The sequence below is a fragment of the Dawidia cretensis genome (genome assembly GCF_018598175.1).
GTDB lineage: Bacteria > Bacteroidota > Bacteroidia > Cytophagales > Cyclobacteriaceae > Ohtaekwangia > Ohtaekwangia cretensis.
In genome coordinates, this window is sequence record NZ_JAHESE010000026.1 from 54,932 (window position 1) to 77,767 (window position 22,836).

A 22,836-nucleotide genomic window follows, 5' to 3' on the forward strand; every position below is an offset into this window, starting at 1 on the left:
ATGAAACTGACAATAGCAAAGCACTGCCTGGCAGTGATCATGGTATGGAGCGTATGTTCTTGCGAAGAAGGATTCCTGGATCAGGTGCCGGATGACCGCCTCACAGAAGACGACGTTTTTATCAATAAGAATAACACCGAAATGTTTCTGGCGAATATCTATGCCAACGTTCCGGATGAAATGGCGCAACGATTTGTAACCACTGGAAATGGCTATGGCAACTCAGGGCCCTGGACGGGCGGATCCGATGAAGCGGAGTATGCTCCGTGGAGTGGCACGCCCAACGAAATAAATACGGGCAACTGGAACGCCAGCAGCGATTGGGTAGAGACTTTTTGGAGTCGCTACTACCAGGGCATTCGTAACGCAACCTATTTCATGGCAAATGTAGACAAGTGCGTGCCGTGCCGTGAGCCACTCGTGAATCAATACAAAGCGGAAGCACGTGGCCTTCGCGCACTGTATTACTTTTACCTGATTCGCATGTTTGGTCCCGTCATTCTGTTGGGTGACGAAGTGATTGCGCCCGATGCTGGTCTCGAAGAAGTAGTGCTGCCACGCGCTTCGTTTGACGAGTGCGTAGAGTATGTGGTAAGTGAAATGGAAGCCGCCGCCTTGTCGCTGCCCAATGCGCCTGCCGGTTCTTCGGCCTATGGCCGTATGACGCGCAGCGTTATGCTGGCTATGAGGCAGGAAGTACTGCTGATGGCTGCCAGCCCGTTGTTTAACGGCAATGGCGACTACGCCGACTTGAAGAACGCGGACGGCAAACAACTGATCAGCCAGGAATATTCACCCGCGAAATGGCAACGCGCTGCGGAAGCAGCAAAGGCCTATATCAGTGAGTTTGTGCCCCAGTACCACGACCTGTATCGCAAAAATGATTCGGGTGGAAATTTTAGCGCCTTCCTGTCTTGTCGCGACGTAATGTTGGATAGTTGGAACACAGAGTGGATTTTCGGCCGTCCGGGCAGCGACGTGACGACGCGTCAATACGATATGACACCCTACCATGCCGGTGCATTGGACGTGAGCCGCGGAGGTGGCGGCCTGGGCGTGACGCAGCAAATGGTTGATGCGTACTTCATGGCGAATGGCACCAGTCCGGTGACAGGCTACAATCCCGACGGGACACCGATCGTGAACCCGGCGTCTGGTTATCAGACCACGGGCACAAGCGCCTTCCGTGCCCCCGACGACTCTCAATCCCGTACCGTCTATAATCAGTGGGTAAACCGCGAGCCCCGTTTTTATGTGGGCATTACCTACGATGGCCGCGCATGGCTCAACCCCAATACAGCGGGGTTGATAACCTATACACGCAAGACGGGTAACTCAGGCTCCAGCCAAAGCCAGTGGGATTTTAGTCCTACCGGATACATTGCGCGCAAAAACATGATTGTAGGCGACCGTGGAGTAGGTGGACGCGCCCTGGTACTATACCGCCTGGCCAATGTATACCTGAACTATGCCGAGGCATTGAACGAATACGACCCCGGCAACCCCGACATTCTGAATTATCTCAACAGGATTCGTGAGCGTGCAGGCATACCGGGATACGGCGATGAGGTGGATGTTCCGGTACCGGCATCGCAAGAAGAAATGCGGGAGGCGATCCGCAAAGAACGTCGCGTAGAGTTTGCTTTTGAGAGCGTGCGCTGGTTTGACACACGCCGCTGGAAGATCGCGGAGGAAACCGACAATGGACCGCAGTACGGATTGGACATCAACTCAGATCCACCAAATTTCTACAACGTCGTGCGTTTCGAGACTCGCGTGTTTGAAAAGAAACACTACTTGTTCCCGATCCCGCTGGACGAAACCTTGATTAATAATCTATTGGTACAGAATACAGGTTGGTCTGCAAACTAAGCAGACCTCCCACATCAAAATAACCTATCATGAGAAGATTATTATACTTTATCACATCCTTGATCTGTGCGGGAACGGTCGTGTCGACCACCAGGCTACAGGCACAGGATATCATTGCACAAGGCGGGACGGTGTCCGCGCAGTATGATGGCAATCCTCCGGGCGAGCTTATTGAAAAGCTTGTTGATAAAAATACGGCAACGAAATACCTGGCCCGGCAAAACGCCCCTTTGTGGGTCAAGTGGAAATGCAATACGCCGGCGGCAGCCGCCCAATATGCCTTGACGTCGGGTAATGACGCTCAGGGCCGCGATCCAAAAGACTGGACATTTGAAGGTTCTGACAGTGGTTCTGATAATGACGCTGACTGGATAGTACTGGATACACGTACGGGCGAGGATTTTAAGGACCGTGGCATGACGAAAACCTATACATTTTCGAATAACACAAACTATACCTATTACCGTTTAAAGATCTCAGCGCTATATAATCCTAACTCGACTATATTTCAACTTGCCGAATGGAGCCTTGCAGGTTCCAATCCTCCCGACGCACCGTCTAACGTTACCGTCGTAACCACCGGTGGCCAGGAAGCGATCCTCACATGGACTGACAACGCTGCTACCGAGAGCGGTTTTGAGATTGAGCGTTCGGAGAACGGAGTGGATTTTGTAAAAGTCGGTGCAGTGGCCGCGAACGCAACCCGGTATACAGACGCGGGCGTTGTAGCCGGCTCTACATATTACTATCGGATCCGGGGCATAAATGCTTTTGGTGGCTCTGCCTATACACCTCCCGTTAATATTACCACGCTGGGGCCGACAGGAGCGCTGATCGATCTGACGGACGATGGCGGTGTGTTGACGGTGCAATTTGATAACGATAATACAGACGAAAATGGCCTTAAGCTGATCGATAACAACTTGGCTTCAAAATATCTCATACCTGATGACTATGCAGTGCCCTATTGGGTTCGGTATCAGTCGACCACTGGTGGGAATACGCTGCTGACGAAATATACACTAACCTCGGGCGGTGATGCTGCGGAACGTGATCCGAAAAATTGGGTGTTGGAAGGCTCTGACAATGGCGCCGACTGGACCATGGTCGATATACGTACCAATTTTTTATTTGCGGCCCGTAGTCAAACAGCAACCTTCGTGGTGCCGACGCCCGTGCAGTATACATATTATCAGATACGTGTGACAGACAACAACGGCAGCACCGGTATACCGGGCCAGATTACGGAGTGGGAGTTATGGGGTGTTGATCCGAATGCGCCCCCACTGCCGCAAAACATAGCGGTCACGGCACTCTCGAAACGAGTAGCCGAGATCACCTGGGAAGATGCGGCTGCGAATGAAACGGGCTATGAAATCTTTCGCTCGGACAACGGCACCGATTTTTTGTCGATTGACACGGCAGCCGTGGACGCGACATCGTTTACCGACACGGGACGCAAAGGGGGGCTGACATACTACTATCGTATCCGCACGCTGTATGGTACAAACAATGCCACCATCTACTCGGCAATCACCGCCGTCACCATGCCAGGACAGAATATTGCGCCGACCCTCGACCCGATTGCGGATATCACGACGTGTAATGCGTCGGTGGACCATGTTATTTCGCTGACGGGCATCACCCCGGGTGAGGGGGATGAAGATCAGCAAGTGGCCCTGTCTGTTACGATTGAAGCTGATGGCCGGGAGGTATTTGAAAAAGTACCGGCTGTAACGGAAATCGTCGATGGAAAGGCTACACTAACCTTTAAACTCAACCCCGAAGCCGATGCCGCGACCGTTATTATGAAAGTACAGATTAAGGATGACGGTGGCACGGGCAATAGCGGTGTCGACACAGTAGTGTATAACGTGAAAGTGATCTTTGATCCCCTGCCGGTCGCTGTTAGTCTCGATACAAATTTACCGCTGGCGCGGGGCACGACGATACAACTGAAGGCTACGGGCGCCGAGCAATATATTTGGGAAGAAGGCCCTGGTATCATCGCCGGATCTTCGACCGATGAGCTGACCGTACGCCCGACGCAGGGTTATACCTACGTCGTAACCGGCAGCAACGCCGAAGGCTGTGAACGTGACGCCTCGTTCTTCGTGGGCATAGAAGGTACCTACGCCCTGGATCCTACTAACATTCTCACCCCGGACCAGGACGGCAAGAATGACACCTGGGTGGTATGGAACATCCACATCTTTCCGGGCAACCAAGTCAGCGTATACGATCGCGCGGGAAAGCAGGTATTTAACATGGAAGACTATACCAACGACTGGACGGGCACCTATCAGGGTTCGCCGCTGGCCAATGGTGTATACTACTATGTCGTCGAGCCGGGTGCGGGCATCAAGCCACTCAAAGGTTCTCTTACTATCATTCGCTACGATAAATAAAGACTATCATGAAAAACATTTCTATACGGCTGTGGCTGGTAGGATGCGGCATACTGGTAAACACCGTAGCCTGCCTGCAAGTACAAGCGCAATTAAATCCACCGTCGGCCATCTATTTCCAAAATCAATACCTGGCCAATCCCGCCTGGGCCGGTGCGGAAGAAGGCGCCACGATAAACCTTGGGTATCGTCGTCAGTGGAACGACATCGAGCAAGCTCCTGTCACACAGTACCTCAGCGGTGTCTATAAGTTTGATGAGAAGGCCGGCTTGGGCGCTGTTTTGTATAGCGAGAAAGCGGGCCTGCTCCGTCGCACAAAGATCATGGCTTCGTACGGCTATCACCTGCCGCTTGCCACCGACCGCACCCTACACCTGGGGTTATCGGCCGGTGTCATGAGCGAAAAGATCAGCACCAGCGACATACACGGCGACCTGGACGATCCCACCGTGGCACGGTTTAACGATCGTGGTCTGTATGTGGACGGCGATTTTGGTGCGGCGTACACCGATCACAGCTTCACGTTACAGGCATCTATTCCAAACATTCGGTCAACCTTTGAAAACGAAGATAATCCGGTGGACAAGTCGCTTTTCTTTGCAGCGGCGAGCTACGCCTGGGTATTTGAGCGTGCATTCAACACGGTACGGCTTGAACCTAAAGTAGCATTCCGCGGTGTGAAGGGACACGACAACATTGTCGACGTGGGCGCCAATGTCCGTCTGGAGAACCAGCGGCTAAACTTCTTTGCCATGTACCACACTACGAGGAACGCTACACTGGGGGCAGGCCTGGAGGTAGTCGAACGGTTGACCTTAACGGCCATGTTCACGTCGGAGACGAGTGGGCTGCGGGAGCAGGGCGGTGGCACGTTCGAGTTTGGCCTGAAAGGAAAATTGTTAGGTAAGGAGAAATAATATGCAAAGGGTAAGGCCGGCGGATTTCCGCCGGCCCTTGTTTAGGGAATCATCGACTTTTATTGACTTAATTTGTAAATGCATAAACCGAAATTCATGATACGGAAATTTCAAGTATGCTTGTTATGCCTGTTCTTGCTGGCTGTTGGCAGTACAATGGTAGCTTGTAGCGGCGGCGATGACGAAGAACCCGTCATAGACACGCCCGACGACGATCCGGAGGAAGAAGAAGAGGAAGTGAAGTTGCCGGTACCGCCGGAGTTTTGGACGGAACATTGGCACGATCACCGACAATCGCTGGAGCGTGTTTATTATGACGATGATCTGGTGGTGTATTTTGATAAAGATGTAGACCGCACCGTGCGCTGGCCATTCCAATACGTAGGCGATGTATGGAGGTATACAAAAAAGACATATGGTGGCTATGGTGATGATCCGCGTTTGTGGGCTGTCTTTCACACTGGTCGCCACAGTGGCGGTCACCCAGGCTATTATTTCGATGCGTCGCACGACTACCGCAATGCCATCGACTGTGGCGATGGCACCTGGCTGACGCAGGAAGGCAACATCGACCTGCCCACTCACGAAGTGTTTCACATTGTGGAGTCGGCCAGCTTTGGCGCAAAGGGCTCTCCGGGTTTTGGTAACCCACCAAACGGCGTATGGGGTGATAGTAAGTTTGCCGAAATCTATCAATACGACGTATACCTGGGACTAGGCCTGACAGCTGAAGCCAATCGTTGGAAAGATCACGTCATGAACCAGGTCAATGATAATCCCAAAGCGCTGACTTATTGGTTCCGCGATTGGTTCTATCCGATCTATACCCAGCATGGAAAGACAAAAGTACTCGTAGAGTACTTTAAGCTTCAGGCGAAATATTTCCCAAAAGATGCCAACAATCATTTCACACGCCAGATGAACTGGGGTGAGTTTGTTCATTTCTTTAGCGGGGCCGCCAAAACTGATCTGCAGGAAACCGCAGAGACCGCCTTTGGCTGGACCACCGAGATGGAGGGGCAATTGTACCAGGCGAAGATCGATTTCCCCGATATTACCTACTAATTGTATCTATATATGAAACACTGTTCTATTTTATTGTTGTTATTGGCGCTGTTGGTATGTGGCGTGCAGGCGCAAACTCCCGAAGTCTTCCGTGAGAAAGGCTATACGTTGAATTTTGTTAACCAGGATCCGACATTTGATCCCGCCGTGAAAGCCCGTCTGATCAAAACGTTCTTTGAAGTATATCCCGTATTGGTGGATCAATACAACAAAGCCTCCATCAAAGAAGTGACGTTCTTTGTCGATACCACCTATAAAGCCGTAGCCGAAGCCGGCGGCGGCCGGGTACGGTTCAGCCCCGGATGGTTCCGGGCACACCCTGGTGATATCGATGTGGTCACGCACGAAGTGATGCACATTGTGCAGTCGTACCCACACCGTGCGGGTCCGGGTTGGTTGACAGAGGGCATTGCCGACTATGTACGGTATGCCTATGGCGTCGACAACAGAGGTGCGGGCTGGTCACTGCCCGCGTATGCTGCCAGTCAGCACTATACTAACGCCTATCGCATCACAGCCCGCTTTCTGCTGTGGCTGGAGAAATATGTGAAGCCGGGGCTGGTTAAGACACTGGACGACGCCATGCGGACGAAAACCTATACTGACGGCATCTGGAGTAAACAAACCGGTAAAAGCCTGGACGACCTCTGGCAGACCTACGCCGCACAAGCCGCAAAAAGCTAACGAGTATATACCGGTGTCAGGCAGTTCGCATGACACCGGTTCTTTTTTCTTCCCAGTCCGGAAACAACACGCGGTTGTTCTGTATAGCCAGGTGCGTGCCGGCAACCTCGCTAAAGATACTCCGGAAGTCCGTCGTTACTGCCAGGTCGCGTCCGTCTTCCAGATTCTCGACCGCCAGCGGATGCAGCGCGCCGTGTACCAGGCCACCCTTCACATCATTCCCAATAATAAAGGAACACGAGGCACGCCCATGATCGGTACCTCGGGTGCCGTTTTGTTTAACCGTGCGTCCGAACTCTGTCATGGTTAAAATCGTCACATCATCTTGATACGCGACCAGGTCGGCCCAGAAGGCAGCAATACTATTACTAAAATCCTGTGCATTGCGGGCAAAGGTACCGTTGCCTGTACCCTGATTAAAATGTGTATCCCAACCCCCGGATTCGGCAAAAGCAACTTCGAGGCCGACGTCCATCTTGACAAGCTGCGCGATTTGCTTCAACGATGTACCCAGTGCAGTGGTAGGATAGACTACTCCTGGCGCAGGGGCATACTTGCCAGTTTGGGCCTGCTGTAGAATCTTCATAGCTTCAAAGCTCTCCTTACCAGTTTGTTTTAATAGTGCGGACGACGTCTGGTCATATAAGCTTTCAAAACTCTGCGCAGTGGTGGAAAGGTCCAGCGGAGTACCCTTGGATTGCAGTGCAAAGTCTTTGAGGTCGCGTATGGCGAGGGCAGGTTGATCACCGTAGAGTGAGCGGGGCATGGCAGACGTTAGGCTGACCGCCTGGAACGGTGAGGCATCATGCCCCAGAAGGCCCACGGCACGATTCAGCCATCCACTGGACGTGGACTTGCTAAACGGCGTGCCGGACTCCATATAGTCCTGCGCGTCGAAGTGTGAGCGCGTATTGTTGGGTGAGCCCATGCCGTGCACAATCGCCAGACGCTTTTCGCGGAACAAGGGTTCGAATGCCTGCAGGGCAGGATGTAGTCCGAAGGTACCATCGAGATCAATCAATGGTTTACCCGTGCCGTTGCGCGCGGGAGACATAAACAGATCAGGCCGCGCCTCGCGTAAATAAGGATCGTTGAATGGAGACACAGCCATAAGGCCGTCCATCGCACCGCGTTGAAAGATACAAACCAGCACCTTGCTCCGTTTATAAAGTGCTATATGCTTTTGACTGTCGGCAGCGCGTGCCATAAAACCAGGCACACCACCGAGGCCTAATCCCACCAGGGCCAGGCCTCCTGCTTTTAAAAATGCTCTTCGGGATGTCATAGGTCGTTGTTGTTTTAATGGAAGTATAGCGCGCCTATTACCGTCGTTGAAACTCGGGTGAACCTAGAATGATACCGGCCACCTGTGATAGTTTATAGCGTTTGGGCGCGGCGCTGTCGGCAAGAATAGTCTCGTCCTCGTCAGCATCATCGCCAGTACCATGCTTGTGTATCACGCTGCCATGCGCGGCACTGTCGATCTTTTCTTGTAAAGCAGGATCATTGAGTAGCGGTGTAAGACGACGAATAGTTTCGTGTGTATCGCGCGCGGGCAGGAGCAGGGCGCTATAGGTCGCGAGCGCATCCGCTGCGCTTTCCGGCTCGTGCCGGTTATTGAGTGCGAGAAGATCGAGCTTTACGCCCGGTATACGCCCGGCCGCCAGCGCCATGCCGAAGTTCATACGGTTTAGCAAAGCACCGGTATTGATCCAGTACGTGGCCTTGTCGGGGAAACCCGTAGGAGCCTGGTAAAAGTATATCTTCTGGCCCATGCGCGTTACCCATTGAAACAAAGGATACGGCCGTTGCACATCTGCATGTAAACCGCGCAGTGCGCTCATGGTAAGCTCAAAAGGTGATTTAGTCTTTTCACGCAATGCATCTTTATTCCAGAACGTAGGCGAAGACACAAGCGTGGTCAGCAGCGCGCGAATGTCGCCATGCGTCTGCTGGTATGTTTTGGCCAGCGCATCGATTAATGCTTGCGGCGGTGTATCGCTGACAAAGCGAGTAGCCAGCTTTCGCGCAACGAATTTCGCGGTAGAAGGATGCGCTCCCAGCATGGTTAGTAGTTGCACTCCTTCTTCATAGCCGCCACCCGCCGGGAATGTTTTGCCCAAGACAACTTTTGCGCCGTCGTCGTGGCGATTGGGAGCGAACAGGAAGTCGCCCGTATGAACGCCACCGCGTTTTTGCAGGGTAGCATCATCGGGAAGCAAGCGGCGGAGGCTATCACCCGCGTATACACCCCGGGGGTATACGGTCCAACCCGTCAGGATGCGGGCGGCCTCGGTTACATCGGTTTGTGTATAGCCGCCGTCTACACCCAGGGTGTGGAGCTCCATCACTTCGCGCGCGTAGTTTTCATTGAGCCCTTTGCGTCGCTTCGTTTTTTTGCGACTGACGCTTCGCGCGCTCGGTATTTACGCCACTACTACTCGCATTGTCGAGGTATAACAGCATGGCGGGCGATTGGGCCGTTGCCAGTAACAAATCGTTGAAGCGGCCTAATGCATTCGGTCGGATGACATCGCGCTCGTAGGCTGGAATATAGCGTGTACAGATTCCCTTCGTGAAGGATACATTAAAATGGTTAAACCAAAAGTCCGTCAATACTTCCTGTACCTGGTTTTGCGTGTAGACCGCACGCAAGATTTTTTGATTCACGAATTGTCGTACGAGTTCCTGTTCGGAGCGAAAACCGTTTTGCTGCCGGTACTTTTGCAGCGCGGCGCGATACTCCGTTTTATCTTGTGAGGAGTCGGCTGTAACGGCGCCGTCTTTTATAGCCATGCGCAGTAATGCGCCGTTCTTTATAAAAATGCGTGTGACTTCTTCCGTGCTAAGCGACAACGCGTCGTAAGGTATTAAACGTTGTTGTAAGGTATCGTCAGGTAGGGTTGCCTGGAGCTGCAGGGCGAACCATTCCTCCAATCCCATACGGGCCACCTGATTAACCAGACCCGGCGTTGCACCATAGGTAAAGCGACTCACCAGATGCGCTGCTGCCTGCTGCCGGGTGAGGCCAGCGGCTGCATACGGAAAAACGGAAGGACCGGGCATACGTGACAACCGGTGTGTGGGCAGGCAAGACCAGTAATCCGAGTACGATAAAAACCGTCAATTTTGCGTGTGTCATAGCGTCGTGATAAAAAGTCAAAACCCTTCTTTTAAATCGTATTAGAGGCCTTTGGGTCATACCGGTGCATTAGACACGGCGGGGATAAAAAGGTTTAATACGTTCTGGCCGGTCTTCTCTTTTTTTGCAACTTTTCACCAACGCCATCCAACGTTTCCCTAAACACATCCGTCTCACCTACAGTAGCCGTTCGGTTGTAGGGCGGGTGCGCTAACCTGTACCGCTATGACCAGACCGGTTGAGAATATCGTGCCATGCCCACATTTTTTAGAAGAAACCTCTCCGGGATCACCGTTTAACCGCAAGATCGGGTTCCCGGTGCGGGAAGGGCTTGTTTTTTTATCGGCCCACGAGATCACCTGGTGCCAGGCCAGTGGTGCATACTCCGTGATATATTATGGTGCCGGTAAAAAACTGCTGTTGTCCAAGAACCTGACGGAACTAGAGTCTTTGTTACATACAGGCATCTTTTTTCGGGTTCACCATTCCGCCATCATCAACCTCTACAAAGTCACCCGCTACTTCCGGGGCAAGGGCGGTGAGGTGGAAATGGAAGACGGTAGCCTGGTAGCCGTATCGGCGCAAAAGAAAAAACTTTTACTCGAACGCTACACACTTCCGACCTAGTGCTGCGCCGCTAGGAATGCTTTTATCGTTGAACAAATAAAGACCACTTCGTCCTCCTGCATAGTAGGATGGATGGGCAAGGAAAGCATGTGTGCATGCACATGCTCTGCCACCGGAAAGGTATCGCTATTGTATGCCTGATACGCTTTCTGCCTGTGTAACAGCAATGGATAGTATAACACTGCCGGAATGCCGCGTTCTACCAGGTACGCTTTGATGGCATCGCGATGTTTTGTCTGAAGGGTATATTGATGAAAGACATGCGTTGAGTATTCACTACGGGCCGGTATTTGTAAACCAGCAATAGAGCCAAGCTCCCTATCGTAAAAAGCCGCGATGTCATTTCGTTTATGAATTTCTTGCTGAAGGTATTTAAGTTTCACCTGAAGGATAGCGGCCTGTAAGGTATCAAGTCGGCTGTTGACGCCCACGAGTTCGTGGTGATATTTTAGACGCTGGCCGTGATTGGCGATCATACGCATCTTTTCGGCATACAGGGCGTCATGGGTAAAAATGGCGCCGCCGTCGCCGTAACATCCCAGGCTTTTGGTGGGAAAGAATGATGTTGTGCCCATGGTACCCATGGTGCCGGCCAGTTGTTGGCGACCGTCCGGGAATGTATAGACAGCACCAAGGGCTTGCGCAGTGTCCTCGATGACAAACAGATTATGCTGCGCGGCGATATTGAGGATGGTTTCCATGTTAGCACACTGCCCGAAGAGATGCACCGGCACGATAGCCTTTGTCTTGGGTGTGATATACAAGTGCAGGCGGCGATCGTCCAACAGGAATGTATGCGGATCGATGTCAGCAAAGACAGGAGTGATGCGTAACAGTGCCAGCACCTCGGCCGTGGCAACATAGGTATTGACCGGAACGATGACTTCGTCGCCCGGTTCTAGCCCCAGGGCCATCATGGCAATCTGTAGCGCATCCGTACCGTTGCCACACGATATAACCGCACCGGCACCGGTGTACTCTTGTAAGGCCTGCTCGAAGGAAGAGACCTGTGGTCCCTGAATGAACGCAGCAGCAGTGAGTACTTCCCGGATGGCCGTGTCGATCTCTTCCTGGTATAAATGATATTGCGCGACGAGATCGACGATGCGGATCTCGCGTGAGAAATGATGGGATGTCATCGGTAGGTTGGTTGTGCCATGACGGCACTCTTATAAATCTTTTCAATGATCTCGACAGTCTTCAGGCCCTCGTAGCAATTGGTCAGGATCGAGCCGTTGTGCCGCAATACATCAACAATGTTGTCATAGACCAGGTTGTGGTTGGACATCGAGCCCCGGTATTTTCCATAGTCGTTGGCTGGATTGCCGGCAGCCACATTGGGAATACTATAGTCCTTGATCTTTTGATAGTCGACCGTGTTCAGGTACTGGCCGCCAATCTTTACCGTGCCTTTTTCTCCAAAAAGCGTTAGCGAGCCTTCCATATTCTCCTGATAGGCATTGATCGTAAAGTGAATGGTACCAAGAGCACCGTTGTGAAATTTTAGAATGACAACTCCACTGTCCTCAAACTCAATCGTGTTTTGGTGCTCGAAGTTTCCCGCCAGGGCATGTACCTCGCGGATGTCGCCCACCAGCCAATACAACAGGTCGATGAAGTGGCTGAACTGGGTATAGAGCGTACCACCATCCAATGCCAGGGTACCCTTCCAGTCAGAGGAAGAATAATATTCCCGGTCACGGTTCCAAAAGCAATTCAATTGCACAGTATACAGGCGACCGAGCTTGCCCTCTTCGATAAGCTTCTTAACCGCCGCTACCGGTGGATTAAGACGGTTTTGCTTGACGATAAACAACCTCCGGTTGGCACGCTCTGCCTGCTGGATCATTTCGCCACAATCCTGGGTAGATAAAGCCATCGGCTTTTCGCACAGCACATTGACACCGGCACGCAGCGCCTGGATGGAATGGCGTGCATGCAGGCCGTTGGGTGTACAAATGGCAACGAGGTCGATGTTTTTCTCTTGCTCCAGCAAGCGGTCAAGCGAATCATATGCGGTGGCACCGCTGGTGGCGGCGAGCGCTGCGGCTTTGCCTGCATCGACGTCGCAGACCGCTTGTAGCACGCCGTATTTTTGCATTTGGGCGGCGTGGCGCAAGCCTATACGACCGCAACCGGCAAGGGCGAAATGAAGGGGTTTATCGATACTTGTTTCCATGGGTGGATGGGGTCGGTACATGTGTATTCAGAAGTTCGGCCAGCGCCGCCGTTAAATTTCTTCGCGAGAATTGAGCGATAGACGACGATGCCACGAAGGGCTCATGTTGTTGATACGCCTGAAAGCGTTCGCGGAAATAGTGCAGCAATGCGTCCTGATCCGTATAGCCCACTGTTTCGCCGGCCTGTAGGGAGCGTATCACATGGGCGGTATCGCCATGTACCGGACCGATTGAGAGGATAGGACGCCGCGCGGCCAGGTACTCGAACAGTTTTCCCGGTAGGAATCCAACGTCGATGGCGCAGTCGTGTATCGGAAGGTATAACAGCTGTGCACGCTGGAGGATGTTCGGCACGGCAGTATGCGGCACATACTGTTCCACGTGCGTATTGCCGAGTAATACAGGGGGAATAGATTCCAGGATCGCTGCATCGACTTTTCCATATAGATGTATTTCCAGCGCTTCGTGAAAAGCGTTGTTTTGTTGGGCAAAGGTGGCCAATGCTTGCCAGAAGATCCGGTGGTCGCGTGCGCCCCCCAGCATACCCATGTGTACAATGGTAAACCGCACGTCTGGCGCCGGACGCTCGTGGAGGAAATTCTCTTCGTCAAAACCGTTGGTAATGACATGGACCTTTCTATGAGAAATCCCTTCGAGCATTTTTTGCAGAAAAGGGCTTACGGTAATAACACTATCCGCTTGCGTTAGCGTGCGATACTCTAACCGTTGGTGCAGTCTTCGTGCCGCAGCGGTCAGGGCGAGCTTGTCGAAATAGTCGATACCCGTCCACGGATCGCGAAAGTCTGCTATCCAGGATATCGAGAATTTCTTACTGACCTTGCTGGCGATGAGGTGTACAGTGTGGGGCGGCCCGGTGCTAATAATGGCATCGACCTTCTCTTGTCGGAGAAAAGCATTCAACTGACGGGTGGCGGGGATGAACCAGCCGATGCGCGCATCGGGTATAAAAAGATTGCTTCTGACCCAAAAGAGTAAACGGCGCAAGAGTCCCTTCTTTTGGCGGCTGTGAAAGAGATTGGTGTTAACGGGTTGTTTGTTGCCGGTGAGGGCTCGAAAAAGCGAATAGGGCTCCAGTGTGGGCGCGGTGAGGACGTGTAGATTTTCGGGAATGTCCTGTAAAAGTGTTTCGTCACGCTCTGGGTATTCGCCGTTGGCGACGGTAAAAACGATGGCCTCCCAACCGAACTCTCGCAGATATTTAGTAAATTTTACAGGGCGCTGTACACCCGATCCACCAGCCGGTGGCCAATAATATGTAATAAATAGCACGCGTTTTTTTCGCTCAGCACTCATTGCAACAGGCACATGGTTCAAACCCTGGTATCCAGCGTCAGTACCAAGGTAGTGTCCTTCGGCATAGAAGAAATGTATGATTTACGGATGCGTGTGCTGGGTTTGCCGGCAGGAATTTAAAGGACAAAAAAAAGTTCTCGAATGCGTTAAACCTTTGCCGGGTCCTGGTTTCTAAGCTTCGAAAATCACAAAGCGAAAACCATTTTAAACCATCATTCCTTAAATAAGTAACTATGAAAACTTTGAACGCGACGTTTTTTGCATGTTTAGTACTGGCAGCCGGTGCATGTAAAGATGACGATGAAAAAGAGGCAGTTTCAAACGACGAAGCGGCCGAAATGATTGCCTCGTCTTTAGCAGAAAGCTCGTCTGGCTTTGCAGCAGTGGCAGACGAGTCGGCGACTGTTACCGACGGCGTAATGGACGTATACAACGGGGGCCGCACAGCCTCATGTGGTTATGAATACGAACAGACATTTACGCGAACAAATTCCTCGAATGCACCCGTAACCTATGAATTTGTATATACATACCACTATCTGTTGAGCTGCGAAAATGATGCTCCCAAAAGCATGGAGGTAAATGTAACATACGATGGCGAATTTGACGGGCCACGCATTTCATCGGCACACGAAGGGTCGGCAGATATCACCATCACCAAACTTGAAAATACATCGGCCACCTATAGCATCGATGCCGACTATCAGTGGCACGGCTCTTTGCAATCAAAAATCCGGAATCAGAACTCAACGTCAAGCAGCGTAGAGATCACACTCGACGATGTGGTAGTAGACAAAGAGTCGCACGAGATCCTGAGCGGCAGCGCGTCGGCGACAATTACAGGCACAGCGACAGGCAAGGGATCCTTTACCTATACAGGCACGGTTGTTTTTAATGGCAATCACATGGCGGAGCTAACCGTGAAGGGAAGTAAGTATTTGATCAACGTAACAACAGGCAGCGTAACTGCCGAATAATTATAACGAGTATAAACTATAGTGAAATGAAAGTGATGAAAATTTCCATGCTGCTGGCAGTATTGATCGCCGGCAGTTTCGGGCAGCAAGCCACAGCGCAAACAGCAGAACGTACGTCCCTGACAGCCGAAGAGCGCGCGCAGAAGTGGACAGACTGGATGAAGAAGGAGTTGACGCTCACGGCGGAGCAGGAGCCCAGGGTACATGCCATCAACGTAAAGTATGCAGACCAGATGGATGGCATTAAGGCCGAAGAAGGGGATCGTCGTAGTAAGTTTAAGGAAGTCCGCGAGACTAATAAGGCGAAAGATGAAGAACTGAAAGCCGTGCTGACACCCGAGCAGTTTACAAAGTATACCGAAAAGAAACAGGAAAGACAGCAGAAGATGCGTGAGAATCGGAAGCGCGGCGGTTAAGCAGAACGACAAAATCCGGAGTCCAGAAATGACTCCGGATTTTCACTTTTTAACGTGATATCGAGGTGTGCCGATATATAAATTCGGAGTATTGTGAGCGTTTTATGTAATTATGAATCAGTGTTTTAGAGGGTTCTCTTCGTTGCCGTCCATCACATTCTTTTTGATAATCTCAAATAAACTCCTAACCTTTGTCATGCTTTAGGGGTGCCATAGTGCTGAGATAATACCCTACGAACCTGATGCAGCTAGTACTGCCGAAGGGAAAAGTAAAGATTGACCGCGTGCATTTTTGTCTGTTATTGTTTCAGCGCGCTTATCGTCATTCCTAAAGCAACACGCTACACAGGAATGCGACATGAAAATCACCATCAACGATCAACCGTATGAAGTAGCCGAAGGGGCTACGCTTCAAAGCATTGTTATCGCCCGCATGGGCGAAAAACAAACCGGCTTTGCTGTTGCCGTGAACCAGGAAGTAATCGCCCGCGTCGACCATGACCGTCATTACCTGCAAGCCCACGATTCGATTCTTATCATTCAAGCAACACAAGGAGGATAGCTATGGAAAAAACAGTTTCGACAGGAGCCATCAGTGGCTCGCGAAAAGTATACGTGTCGGGCACACTACACAACATACAGGTAGCCATGCGCGAGATCGTGCTCTCACCGACACGGCTGCACAACGGTCAACTGGTAGAAAATCACCCCGTGACCGTATACGATACTGGCGGTGCCTATACCGACGACCAGCAGGAGATCAATATACGCAAGGGCCTTCCACGCCTGCGCGAAGCGTGGATCCACAGCCGCGGCGACATAGAAGCATTGGACGGCGTGAGCTCGGTCTATGGCCGTGTGCGCCAGGAAGACAGCAACCTGGAGCACCTGCGGTTTGAACATATCCGTAAACCCCTGCGGGCAAAAGCCGGCGCGAACGTGACACAACTGTTTTACGCCAGACAGGGTATCATTACCGCCGAGATGGAATACATTGCCATCCGCGAGAACCAACGCATCCAGGAGCAATACGCCGCCAGCCAGGATCAGACATTGTGCCACCAACATGCCGGGAATAGTTTTGGCGCCCGTACGCCAAAATATATAACACCCGAATTTGTACGCGACGAGATAGCCGCGGGCCGTGCCATCATCCCGAATAACATCAACCACCCCGAAAGCGAGCCGATGATTATCGGGCGGAATTTCCTGGTAAAGATCAACGCCAACATAGGCAACAGCGCCGTGACATCTTCCATCGAAGAGGAAGTGGAGAAAGCCGTGTGGGCATGTCGTTGGGGCGCCGATACCATCATGGACCTGTCCACAGGAAAGAACATCCATGAGACACGCGAGTGGATCATTCGCAACTCGCCGGTGCCGATCGGTACCGTGCCGATCTACCAGGCACTGGAGAAAGTGAACGGCAAAGCCGAAGACCTGACATGGGAGATCTTCCGCGATACACTGATCGAGCAGGCGGAACAAGGCGTATCATATTTCACCATCCATGCCGGGGTACTGCTGCGGTATATTCCACTGACCGCGAAGCGTGTCACCGGAATTGTTTCCCGAGGAGGAAGTATCATGGCCAAATGGTGCCTGTCGCATCATCGCGAAAACTTCTTGTATACCCACTTTGAAGAGATTTGTGAGATCATGAAGGCGTATGACGTGGCCTTCTCACTAGGTGATGGTTTACGGCCCGGGTCTATTGCCGATGCAAATGATGCAGCACAGTTTGGGGAATTGGAAACCCTGGGTGAGTTGACAAAGGTAGCTTGGAAACACGACGTGCAAGTGATGATCGAAGGCCCCGGCCACGTGCCCATGCATCTCATCAAGGAAAACATGGAGAAACAGCTGCGCGAATGCCATGAAGCCCCGTTTTATACACTCGGCCCGTTGACAACGGACATCGCGCCCGGATATGATCACATCACCTCGGCGATCGGCGCTGCCATGATTGGCTGGTTCGGTACGGCCATGCTGTGCTACGTAACACCCAAAGAACATTTAGGTCTTCCAAACAGGAAAGACGTAAAGGACGGCGTGATTACCTACAAGCTTGCCGCCCACGCAGCGGACCTGGCCAAGGGACATCCGGGAGCACAGTATCGCGACAATGCGTTGAGCAAGGCACGGTTTGAGTTTCGGTGGGAAGACCAATTCAACCTGTCGCTGGATCCCGATACGGCGCGCGAGTTTCACGACGAAACATTGCCGGCGGACGGCGCGAAAGTCGCGCACTTTTGCTCGATGTGCGGCCCAAAGTTCTGCTCGATGAAGATCACGCAGGAGATTCGCGACTCGGCGGCGCAAGGTATGTTTGACAAGTCGGAAGAGTTTCGCATGCAAGGCAGCGAGCTGTATCACTAACAGTATGGTGGTCGTTGTCTCAAGCCCCGCGCTGGTACCCCAGGAAGCCGAATGCTTCAACCGTCTCTTTGAGGCAGGGCTGGACATTCTGCATGTGCGTAAACCGGAAGCCGGTGAAGAAGTAATCAACGACCTGCTCCAAGAGATAGATCCTCACTACTATGCACGGTTGGCCTGGCACCATCAGCACGCGGTAGGAGAGGCCTGGGGCATGCAGCGGATACATCTGACATCGGTCGTGCGGCGGCAGACATCCACCGCACAGCTTGATCGCTGGAAGGCGGCAGGCCGGACAATATCGACGTCGATTCATACGCCGGAAGAATATGAAGCGCTTCCTTCCACCATAGACTATGCGTTGCTGGGTCCCGTATTCCCAAGCATCTCCAAGCCCGGCTACCAATCCGCGTCACCGTTGCGTGCGCCGGTGCGGACCTCACAGGTGACGAAGTTGATCGCGATCGGTGGTATTGAGCCCCATCGTTGTCAGGCGGTATACGCGTTAGGATTTGATGGTATTGCCGTACTGGGATCGATCTGGCAACAGGGTGACCCCGTAGAGAATTTTAAACAGGTGCAGGAAGCATGGTATATACACGACCCATCGTAGTGAGCATAGCGGGCATGGATCCCACCGGCGGCGCAGGCTTACTGGCCGACGTAAAGACCTGCGAGCAACACCGGTGCCTGGGCTTTGGTGTCGTGTCCGCGCTGACGGTACAAACGGAAGATACCTTTTACCGGGCAGACTGGTTGCCGATGGCGGCGATCATCGACCAGGCTGCCCCCTTGTTTGCGCAGTACGAGGTGGCAGTGGTCAAGATCGGTATCGTTGAAAACTTTGCCGTCCTCGACAGCCTGGTGCGGTGGATTACCGAACAGCGTCCCGGCATCCGCATTGTTTGGGATCCTGTGCTGACAGCTTCTGCCGGATTCAGATTTGTGGATCGTGTGGACCCGGCAGTGCTTCAGCAAGTACTGCAGCACATCTACCTGATCACGCCGAATGCTCCGGAAGCAAGACAGCTGGCAGGTGTTGACAATACGCAGGAAGCCGCACGCCACCTGGCAAGTGACTGCCGGGTATACCTGAAGGGCGGCCACCTGGCCGAAAATACGGGCACGGACTACCTGTACGAAGCGGAAACAGTAACGACATTCTCGCCGGGCATACGGCGTGTGTGGCCCAAGCACGGTTCCGGATGTATCCTGTCTTCGGCCATCGCGTCGCGCCTGGCAGAGGGAAAAACCTTGGCGCAGGCATGTGTCGGCGCCAAGGAGTATATAGAACGTATTTTAATCAGCAACGAAAACCTACTCGCGTATCACCATGTTTAGTAGAGTTCAATACATATCACAAGGGACAACGCCGCTGGAGCAGCGGCAAAATATCCACGCCGCGCTCGATGCAGGCTGTACCTGGATTCAGTTACGTCTCAAAGGACAAGAAGAAGCGGTTGTTCGTTCATTAGCGGAAGCCGTTCGCAAGTTGTGCGCCGAATATAAAGCCTTCTTTATTGTCAACGACCATGCGCGCATAGCGCTGGAGACAGACGCCCACGGTGTACACCTGGGGCTAAAGGATATGCCCGTGACGGAAGCGCGTACCATCGTAGGCAGCACACGAATAATAGGCGGCACAGCCAATACGTTGGAGGACCTGCACCAGCGCATCGCCGAAGGCTGTGACTATATCGGTCTGGGCCCCTTCCGGTTCACAACGACAAAAGCGAAGCTTAGCCCCATGCTCGGTTTGGAAGGATACACAACGCTTTTAAAAGCGTTGCAACGCGGCGATATAAACATTCCTGTATATGCCATTGGCGGCATCACACTGGAAGATGTACCAGCCTTGCGTGAGAGAGGCGTATATGGCGTAGCGCTCTCAGGAGCCATCACGCACGCCGTGGATAAAAGACAGACAGTCGATCAGCTAAAAGAAATACTTTATGCAGCCACTACACATAGCCGGTAAGGCATTTCAATCGCGGTTGTTTCTGGGCACTGGTAAATTTGGTTCTCCGGAAGAAATGGCCCGCGCCGTACGGGCATCGGGTACAGAATTGGTGACCGTCGCGCTAAAGCGCGTAGACCGGGAGACCGACACGGACGCACTGCTGGCACCGCTACGCACCGCGTCACTGGGGCTATTGCCCAATACTTCGGGCGCCCGCAATGCGCGGGAAGCAGTATTTGCAGCACAGCTGGCACGGGAAGCGCTGGAGACCAACTGGGTAAAATTGGAAATACATCCCGATCCGAAATACCTGTTACCCGATGCGTTGGAAACCCTGAAGGCAACTGAAGCCCTGGCCAAGCTGGGGTTTGTAGTGCTGCCATACATCCACGCCGACCCGGTGCTGTGCAAACAACTGGAAAGCGCGGGAACCGCTGCCGTGATGCCGTTGGGATCTCCGATCGGAAGTAACAAGGGACTACGCACCATTGATTTTTTAGAGATCATCATTGAGCAAAGCCAGGTGCCCGTCATTATAGACGCAGGTATCGGCGCACCGTCCGATGCCGCGAAGGCAATGGAGATCGGCGCCGACGCCGTACTGGTCAATACAGCCATTGCTGTCTCGCACGATCCGGAGGCGATGGCGCAAGCTTTCGCATGGGCGGTAAAAGCCGGGCGCCTGGCGTTTGAGGCACGCCTGGCGGCCATACACGACCACGCGCAGGCAAGCAGTCCATTAACCTCATTCCTGAAAGAGTAAAGATGTTTACCGACTACTTCAACCGATTCTCCTGGCAAGAAGTGCAGGCCGATATTCTGGCAAAGACCGATGCCGATGTGCGCCGCGCGTTGCAGAAAGATCGATGCGACCTGGAAGATTTTAAAGCACTGATCTCGCCCGCCGCCGCGCCGCACCTCGAAACAATGGCACGGATCAGCCAGGCGCGGACACTAAAACGTTTTGGCCGTACCATCCAGATGTATGTGCCGCTATACCTCAGCAACGAGTGCCAGAATATCTGTACCTATTGCGCCTTTAGCCTCGACAACCAAATCAAACGTAAAACACTAACCGACGCAGAGATCCTGCAGGAAGTACAGGCCATTAAAGCCATGGGCTACGACCACATTCTACTCGTAACGGGGGAAGCCAATCAAACCGTCGGTGTACCGTACTTACAGCATGCCATTCAATTAATAAAACCCCACTTTGCACACATCTCGCTGGAAGTGCAACCATTGGACCAAACTGACTATGAAACGTTAATCGCGGAAGGCCTGCACACGGTACTGGTATATCAGGAAACCTATCATGCCGCGCAGTATAAACGCCATCATCCCAAAGGCAAAAAGTCAAACTTCCAATACCGACTGGAAACGCCCGACCGCTTAGGCAAAGCCGGCATCCATAAGATCGGCGTGGGCGCATTGATAGGATTGGAAGACTGGCGCACCGACAGCTTCTTTACGGCGCTACATATTCACTACCTGGAAAAGATATATTGGCAAACCAAATACTCGGTGTCCTTCCCACGACTGCGCCCGATAGAAGTGGACAAAGCCGGCCAAAGCCAGGTACAAGAGTTTCATAGCTATATGAGCGACCGCGAGCTCGTGCAACTGATCAGTGCATATCGTTTGCTAAACGACACATTAGAAATATCAATCTCCACCCGGGAGCAGGAATCGTTTCGTGACAACATCATCAAGCTGGGCATCACAAGTATAAGTGCCGGGTCAAAGACAAACCCCGGCGGCTACTCCGTAGCGCCCGAGTCCCTGGAGCAGTTTGAAGTCTCAGACGAGCGTTCCGCAGATGAGGTCGCTTCCATGATTCGAAAGCAAGGCTACGAGCCAGTTTGGAAGGATTGGGATGCAGCCTACGACTTTCGCCACCAATAGGTGACTAATAGAACAAAGCTCGTCATAAAATTAACAGCCGCTAAGTAGCGTGTCGACAGCGCCCGTCTAACAAGCGAAGTTTGCTGCCCGATCCCTTTCAATCCAGCGAAAGCTTTTTTAAAAGCCTTCTTTCGCAAGCGCTGCTCCAATTGCCTACGTTTATAATAGAATAGTCGCTCCAGCGCAATAACCTCCGGCACATTCCATAAGCGCGCATACTCCTGTCCCACCAATGTCAGATGTTCGACAGAAAGTCCCAACCGCGCAAAGTTGCGAATTCCATCTTCAAAGCGGATCAACCCAAACTTCATGCGGTTGTTATCAATCAGCGAAAGCTCGTGTCGGCCATCGTGCTCACGGAAGAGTATATTCTCCAGATTATAGTCAATGTGGTAGACGCCCATTTGGTGCATTTTGTAAGTATGCCGGGCGAGCTGTAGCAGGAGAGGCCTGGCCTCCTCCAGCGACGTTTCGCGAATCGCGTCCAACGCCATGAAGTCAGTGTATTCCGAAACAAAATACATCTCCGTGATCAGCCCGTCACGTACGATTTCAATGTAAGCTATCGGGCGCGGCGTTGTAAAACCTAACTTCGTCAGGATGTGGGCGTTGTCGAAAGCACGTTGAGCCTTCGAAGAAGTGAAATAAGTATACCGGATGCGATTGGGCAGGTAAATGCGTTTAAAGGATTTGATCACCAGGTGTACACCTTGCACCGTATCCTCCTTAATAATATTCCGCTTCGCATGCAGCACGATTCCCCGACTCCCAAAGGTTTGGGGAATATTCTCAATATATTCCTGTAGAAAGGAATACGCAGGATCAGTAATAATTCTCTTCATGGGTGTTAAGGGTATCGTCGAAAAGCCCTCTGAAATATTGTATACTTTTTAAAGCAAACGATTTCGGTGGATGCTATTCGGCGCATCTACAAAAACAACGCAAACAAAAAGCAAAAGATTGCTTCCAGGTTTGCGAAATAATCGTACCCGG

Annotated in this window: 22 protein-coding genes and 1 riboswitch; of the genes, 15 read left to right on the forward strand and 7 right to left on the reverse strand. The window is 52.3% G+C overall.

The window, feature by feature from the left end; genetic code table 11:
• The 5 genes from KK062_RS21295 to KK062_RS21315 all read left to right on the forward strand — a co-directional run bounded on the left by KK062_RS21295 (position 1) and on the right by KK062_RS21315 (position 6,946).
• Positions 1 to 1,872: a RagB/SusD family nutrient uptake outer membrane protein gene (locus tag KK062_RS21295; protein ID WP_254086374.1), complete on the forward strand. Its 1,872-nt coding sequence runs from the start codon at positions 1 to 3 to the stop codon at positions 1,870 to 1,872.
• 29 nt (positions 1,873 to 1,901) lie between these two features.
• On the forward strand, positions 1,902 to 4,280 hold the full coding sequence (locus KK062_RS21300) for a T9SS type B sorting domain-containing protein (protein WP_254086375.1): 2,379 nt from the start codon (positions 1,902 to 1,904) through the stop codon (positions 4,278 to 4,280).
• Positions 4,281 to 4,288: 8 nt separating this feature from the next.
• Entirely contained in the window at positions 4,289 to 5,197 is a 909-nt protein-coding gene (locus tag KK062_RS21305) for a PorP/SprF family type IX secretion system membrane protein (RefSeq protein ID WP_254086376.1), read from the forward strand.
• 96 nt (positions 5,198 to 5,293) lie between these two features.
• Entirely contained in the window at positions 5,294 to 6,262 is a 969-nt protein-coding gene (locus KK062_RS21310; protein ID WP_254086377.1) for a hypothetical protein, read from the forward strand.
• 12 nt (positions 6,263 to 6,274) lie between these two features.
• Positions 6,275 to 6,946 carry a basic secretory protein-like protein gene (locus KK062_RS21315; protein ID WP_254086378.1) on the forward strand — a complete coding sequence of 224 codons (672 nt, stop codon included), beginning with the start codon at positions 6,275 to 6,277 and terminating at the stop codon, positions 6,944 to 6,946.
• Positions 6,947 to 6,962: 16 nt separating this feature from the next.
• On the opposite strand, the gene KK062_RS21320 is transcribed toward KK062_RS21315, so the two are convergent.
• From KK062_RS21320 to KK062_RS21330, 3 genes are read right to left on the reverse strand one after another with little or no spacing between them, the layout of a single operon-like run.
• Positions 6,963 to 8,231, reverse strand: a complete 1,269-nt coding sequence (locus KK062_RS21320; protein WP_254086379.1) for a DUF1501 domain-containing protein — start codon at positions 8,229 to 8,231, stop codon at positions 6,963 to 6,965.
• Between the two features lie 37 nt (positions 8,232 to 8,268).
• Positions 8,269 to 9,294 (reverse strand): DUF1800 domain-containing protein, encoded by a 1,026-nt coding sequence (locus tag KK062_RS21325; RefSeq protein ID WP_254086380.1) that lies wholly within the window; start codon positions 9,292 to 9,294, stop codon positions 8,269 to 8,271.
• A 19-nt stretch (positions 9,295 to 9,313) separates the two neighbouring features.
• Positions 9,314 to 10,012 (reverse strand): DUF1800 family protein, encoded by a 699-nt coding sequence (locus KK062_RS21330; RefSeq protein WP_254086381.1) that lies wholly within the window; start codon positions 10,010 to 10,012, stop codon positions 9,314 to 9,316.
• Between the two features lie 301 nt (positions 10,013 to 10,313).
• On the opposite strand from KK062_RS21330, the gene KK062_RS21335 reads away from it, so the two are divergent.
• Positions 10,314 to 10,715 (forward strand): LytR/AlgR family response regulator transcription factor, encoded by a 402-nt coding sequence (locus tag KK062_RS21335; protein WP_254086382.1) that lies wholly within the window; start codon positions 10,314 to 10,316, stop codon positions 10,713 to 10,715.
• Here the strand turns inward: KK062_RS21335 and KK062_RS21340 are convergent.
• From KK062_RS21340 to KK062_RS21350, 3 genes are read right to left on the reverse strand one after another with little or no spacing between them, the layout of a single operon-like run.
• Positions 10,712 to 11,854: a DegT/DnrJ/EryC1/StrS family aminotransferase gene (locus KK062_RS21340; protein ID WP_254086383.1), complete on the reverse strand. Its 1,143-nt coding sequence runs from the start codon at positions 11,852 to 11,854 to the stop codon at positions 10,712 to 10,714. The two genes, KK062_RS21335 and KK062_RS21340, sit on opposite strands and share 4 nt — an antisense overlap.
• A complete protein-coding gene (locus tag KK062_RS21345; RefSeq protein WP_254086384.1) occupies positions 11,851 to 12,894 on the reverse strand; it encodes a Gfo/Idh/MocA family protein in 1,044 nt (347 codons plus the stop codon). Before KK062_RS21345 ends, KK062_RS21340 begins: the two co-directional genes overlap by 4 nt.
• Positions 12,875 to 14,209 carry a glycosyltransferase family 4 protein gene (locus tag KK062_RS21350; RefSeq protein ID WP_254086385.1) on the reverse strand — a complete coding sequence of 445 codons (1,335 nt, stop codon included), beginning with the start codon at positions 14,207 to 14,209 and terminating at the stop codon, positions 12,875 to 12,877. Before KK062_RS21350 ends, KK062_RS21345 begins: the two co-directional genes overlap by 20 nt.
• Positions 14,210 to 14,442: 233 nt before the next feature.
• On the opposite strand from KK062_RS21350, the gene KK062_RS21355 reads away from it, so the two are divergent.
• The 9 genes from KK062_RS21355 (at position 14,443) to thiH (ending at position 21,843) form a co-directional block, all read left to right on the forward strand.
• Positions 14,443 to 15,186, forward strand: a complete 744-nt coding sequence (locus KK062_RS21355) for a hypothetical protein (protein ID WP_254086386.1) — start codon at positions 14,443 to 14,445, stop codon at positions 15,184 to 15,186.
• Between the two features lie 26 nt (positions 15,187 to 15,212).
• Entirely contained in the window at positions 15,213 to 15,602 is a 390-nt protein-coding gene (locus KK062_RS21360) for a DUF4890 domain-containing protein (protein WP_254086387.1), read from the forward strand.
• A gap of 193 nt (positions 15,603 to 15,795) precedes the next feature.
• A riboswitch (TPP riboswitch) is annotated at positions 15,796 to 15,885 on the forward strand.
• A gap of 75 nt (positions 15,886 to 15,960) precedes the next feature.
• Positions 15,961 to 16,164 carry a sulfur carrier protein ThiS gene (thiS, locus tag KK062_RS21365; RefSeq protein ID WP_254086388.1) on the forward strand — a complete coding sequence of 68 codons (204 nt, stop codon included), beginning with the start codon at positions 15,961 to 15,963 and terminating at the stop codon, positions 16,162 to 16,164.
• Between the two features lie 2 nt (positions 16,165 to 16,166).
• Positions 16,167 to 17,981 carry a phosphomethylpyrimidine synthase ThiC gene (gene thiC, locus KK062_RS21370; protein WP_254086389.1) on the forward strand — a complete coding sequence of 605 codons (1,815 nt, stop codon included), beginning with the start codon at positions 16,167 to 16,169 and terminating at the stop codon, positions 17,979 to 17,981.
• A 4-nt stretch (positions 17,982 to 17,985) separates the two neighbouring features.
• Positions 17,986 to 18,591, forward strand: coding sequence for a thiamine phosphate synthase (locus KK062_RS21375; protein ID WP_254086390.1), 606 nt, complete (start codon positions 17,986 to 17,988; stop codon positions 18,589 to 18,591).
• Complete coding sequence (locus KK062_RS21380) at positions 18,567 to 19,319, forward strand: hydroxymethylpyrimidine/phosphomethylpyrimidine kinase (protein ID WP_254086391.1); 753 nt, start codon at positions 18,567 to 18,569, stop codon at positions 19,317 to 19,319. Before KK062_RS21375 ends, KK062_RS21380 begins: the two co-directional genes overlap by 25 nt.
• On the forward strand, positions 19,312 to 19,956 hold the full coding sequence (locus KK062_RS21385; protein WP_254086392.1) for a thiamine phosphate synthase: 645 nt from the start codon (positions 19,312 to 19,314) through the stop codon (positions 19,954 to 19,956). The genes KK062_RS21380 and KK062_RS21385 overlap by 8 nt, the downstream gene beginning before the upstream one ends.
• Positions 19,931 to 20,701, forward strand: coding sequence for a thiazole synthase (locus tag KK062_RS21390; protein ID WP_254086393.1), 771 nt, complete (start codon positions 19,931 to 19,933; stop codon positions 20,699 to 20,701). Before KK062_RS21385 ends, KK062_RS21390 begins: the two co-directional genes overlap by 26 nt.
• Before the next feature lie 2 nt (positions 20,702 to 20,703).
• A complete protein-coding gene (gene thiH, locus KK062_RS21395; RefSeq protein WP_254086394.1) occupies positions 20,704 to 21,843 on the forward strand; it encodes a 2-iminoacetate synthase ThiH in 1,140 nt (379 codons plus the stop codon).
• Here the strand turns inward: thiH and KK062_RS21400 are convergent.
• Positions 21,822 to 22,685: a lipopolysaccharide kinase InaA family protein gene (locus KK062_RS21400; protein WP_254086395.1), complete on the reverse strand. Its 864-nt coding sequence runs from the start codon at positions 22,683 to 22,685 to the stop codon at positions 21,822 to 21,824. The two genes, thiH and KK062_RS21400, sit on opposite strands and share 22 nt — an antisense overlap.
• Between the last annotated feature and the right edge of the window lie 151 nt (positions 22,686 to 22,836).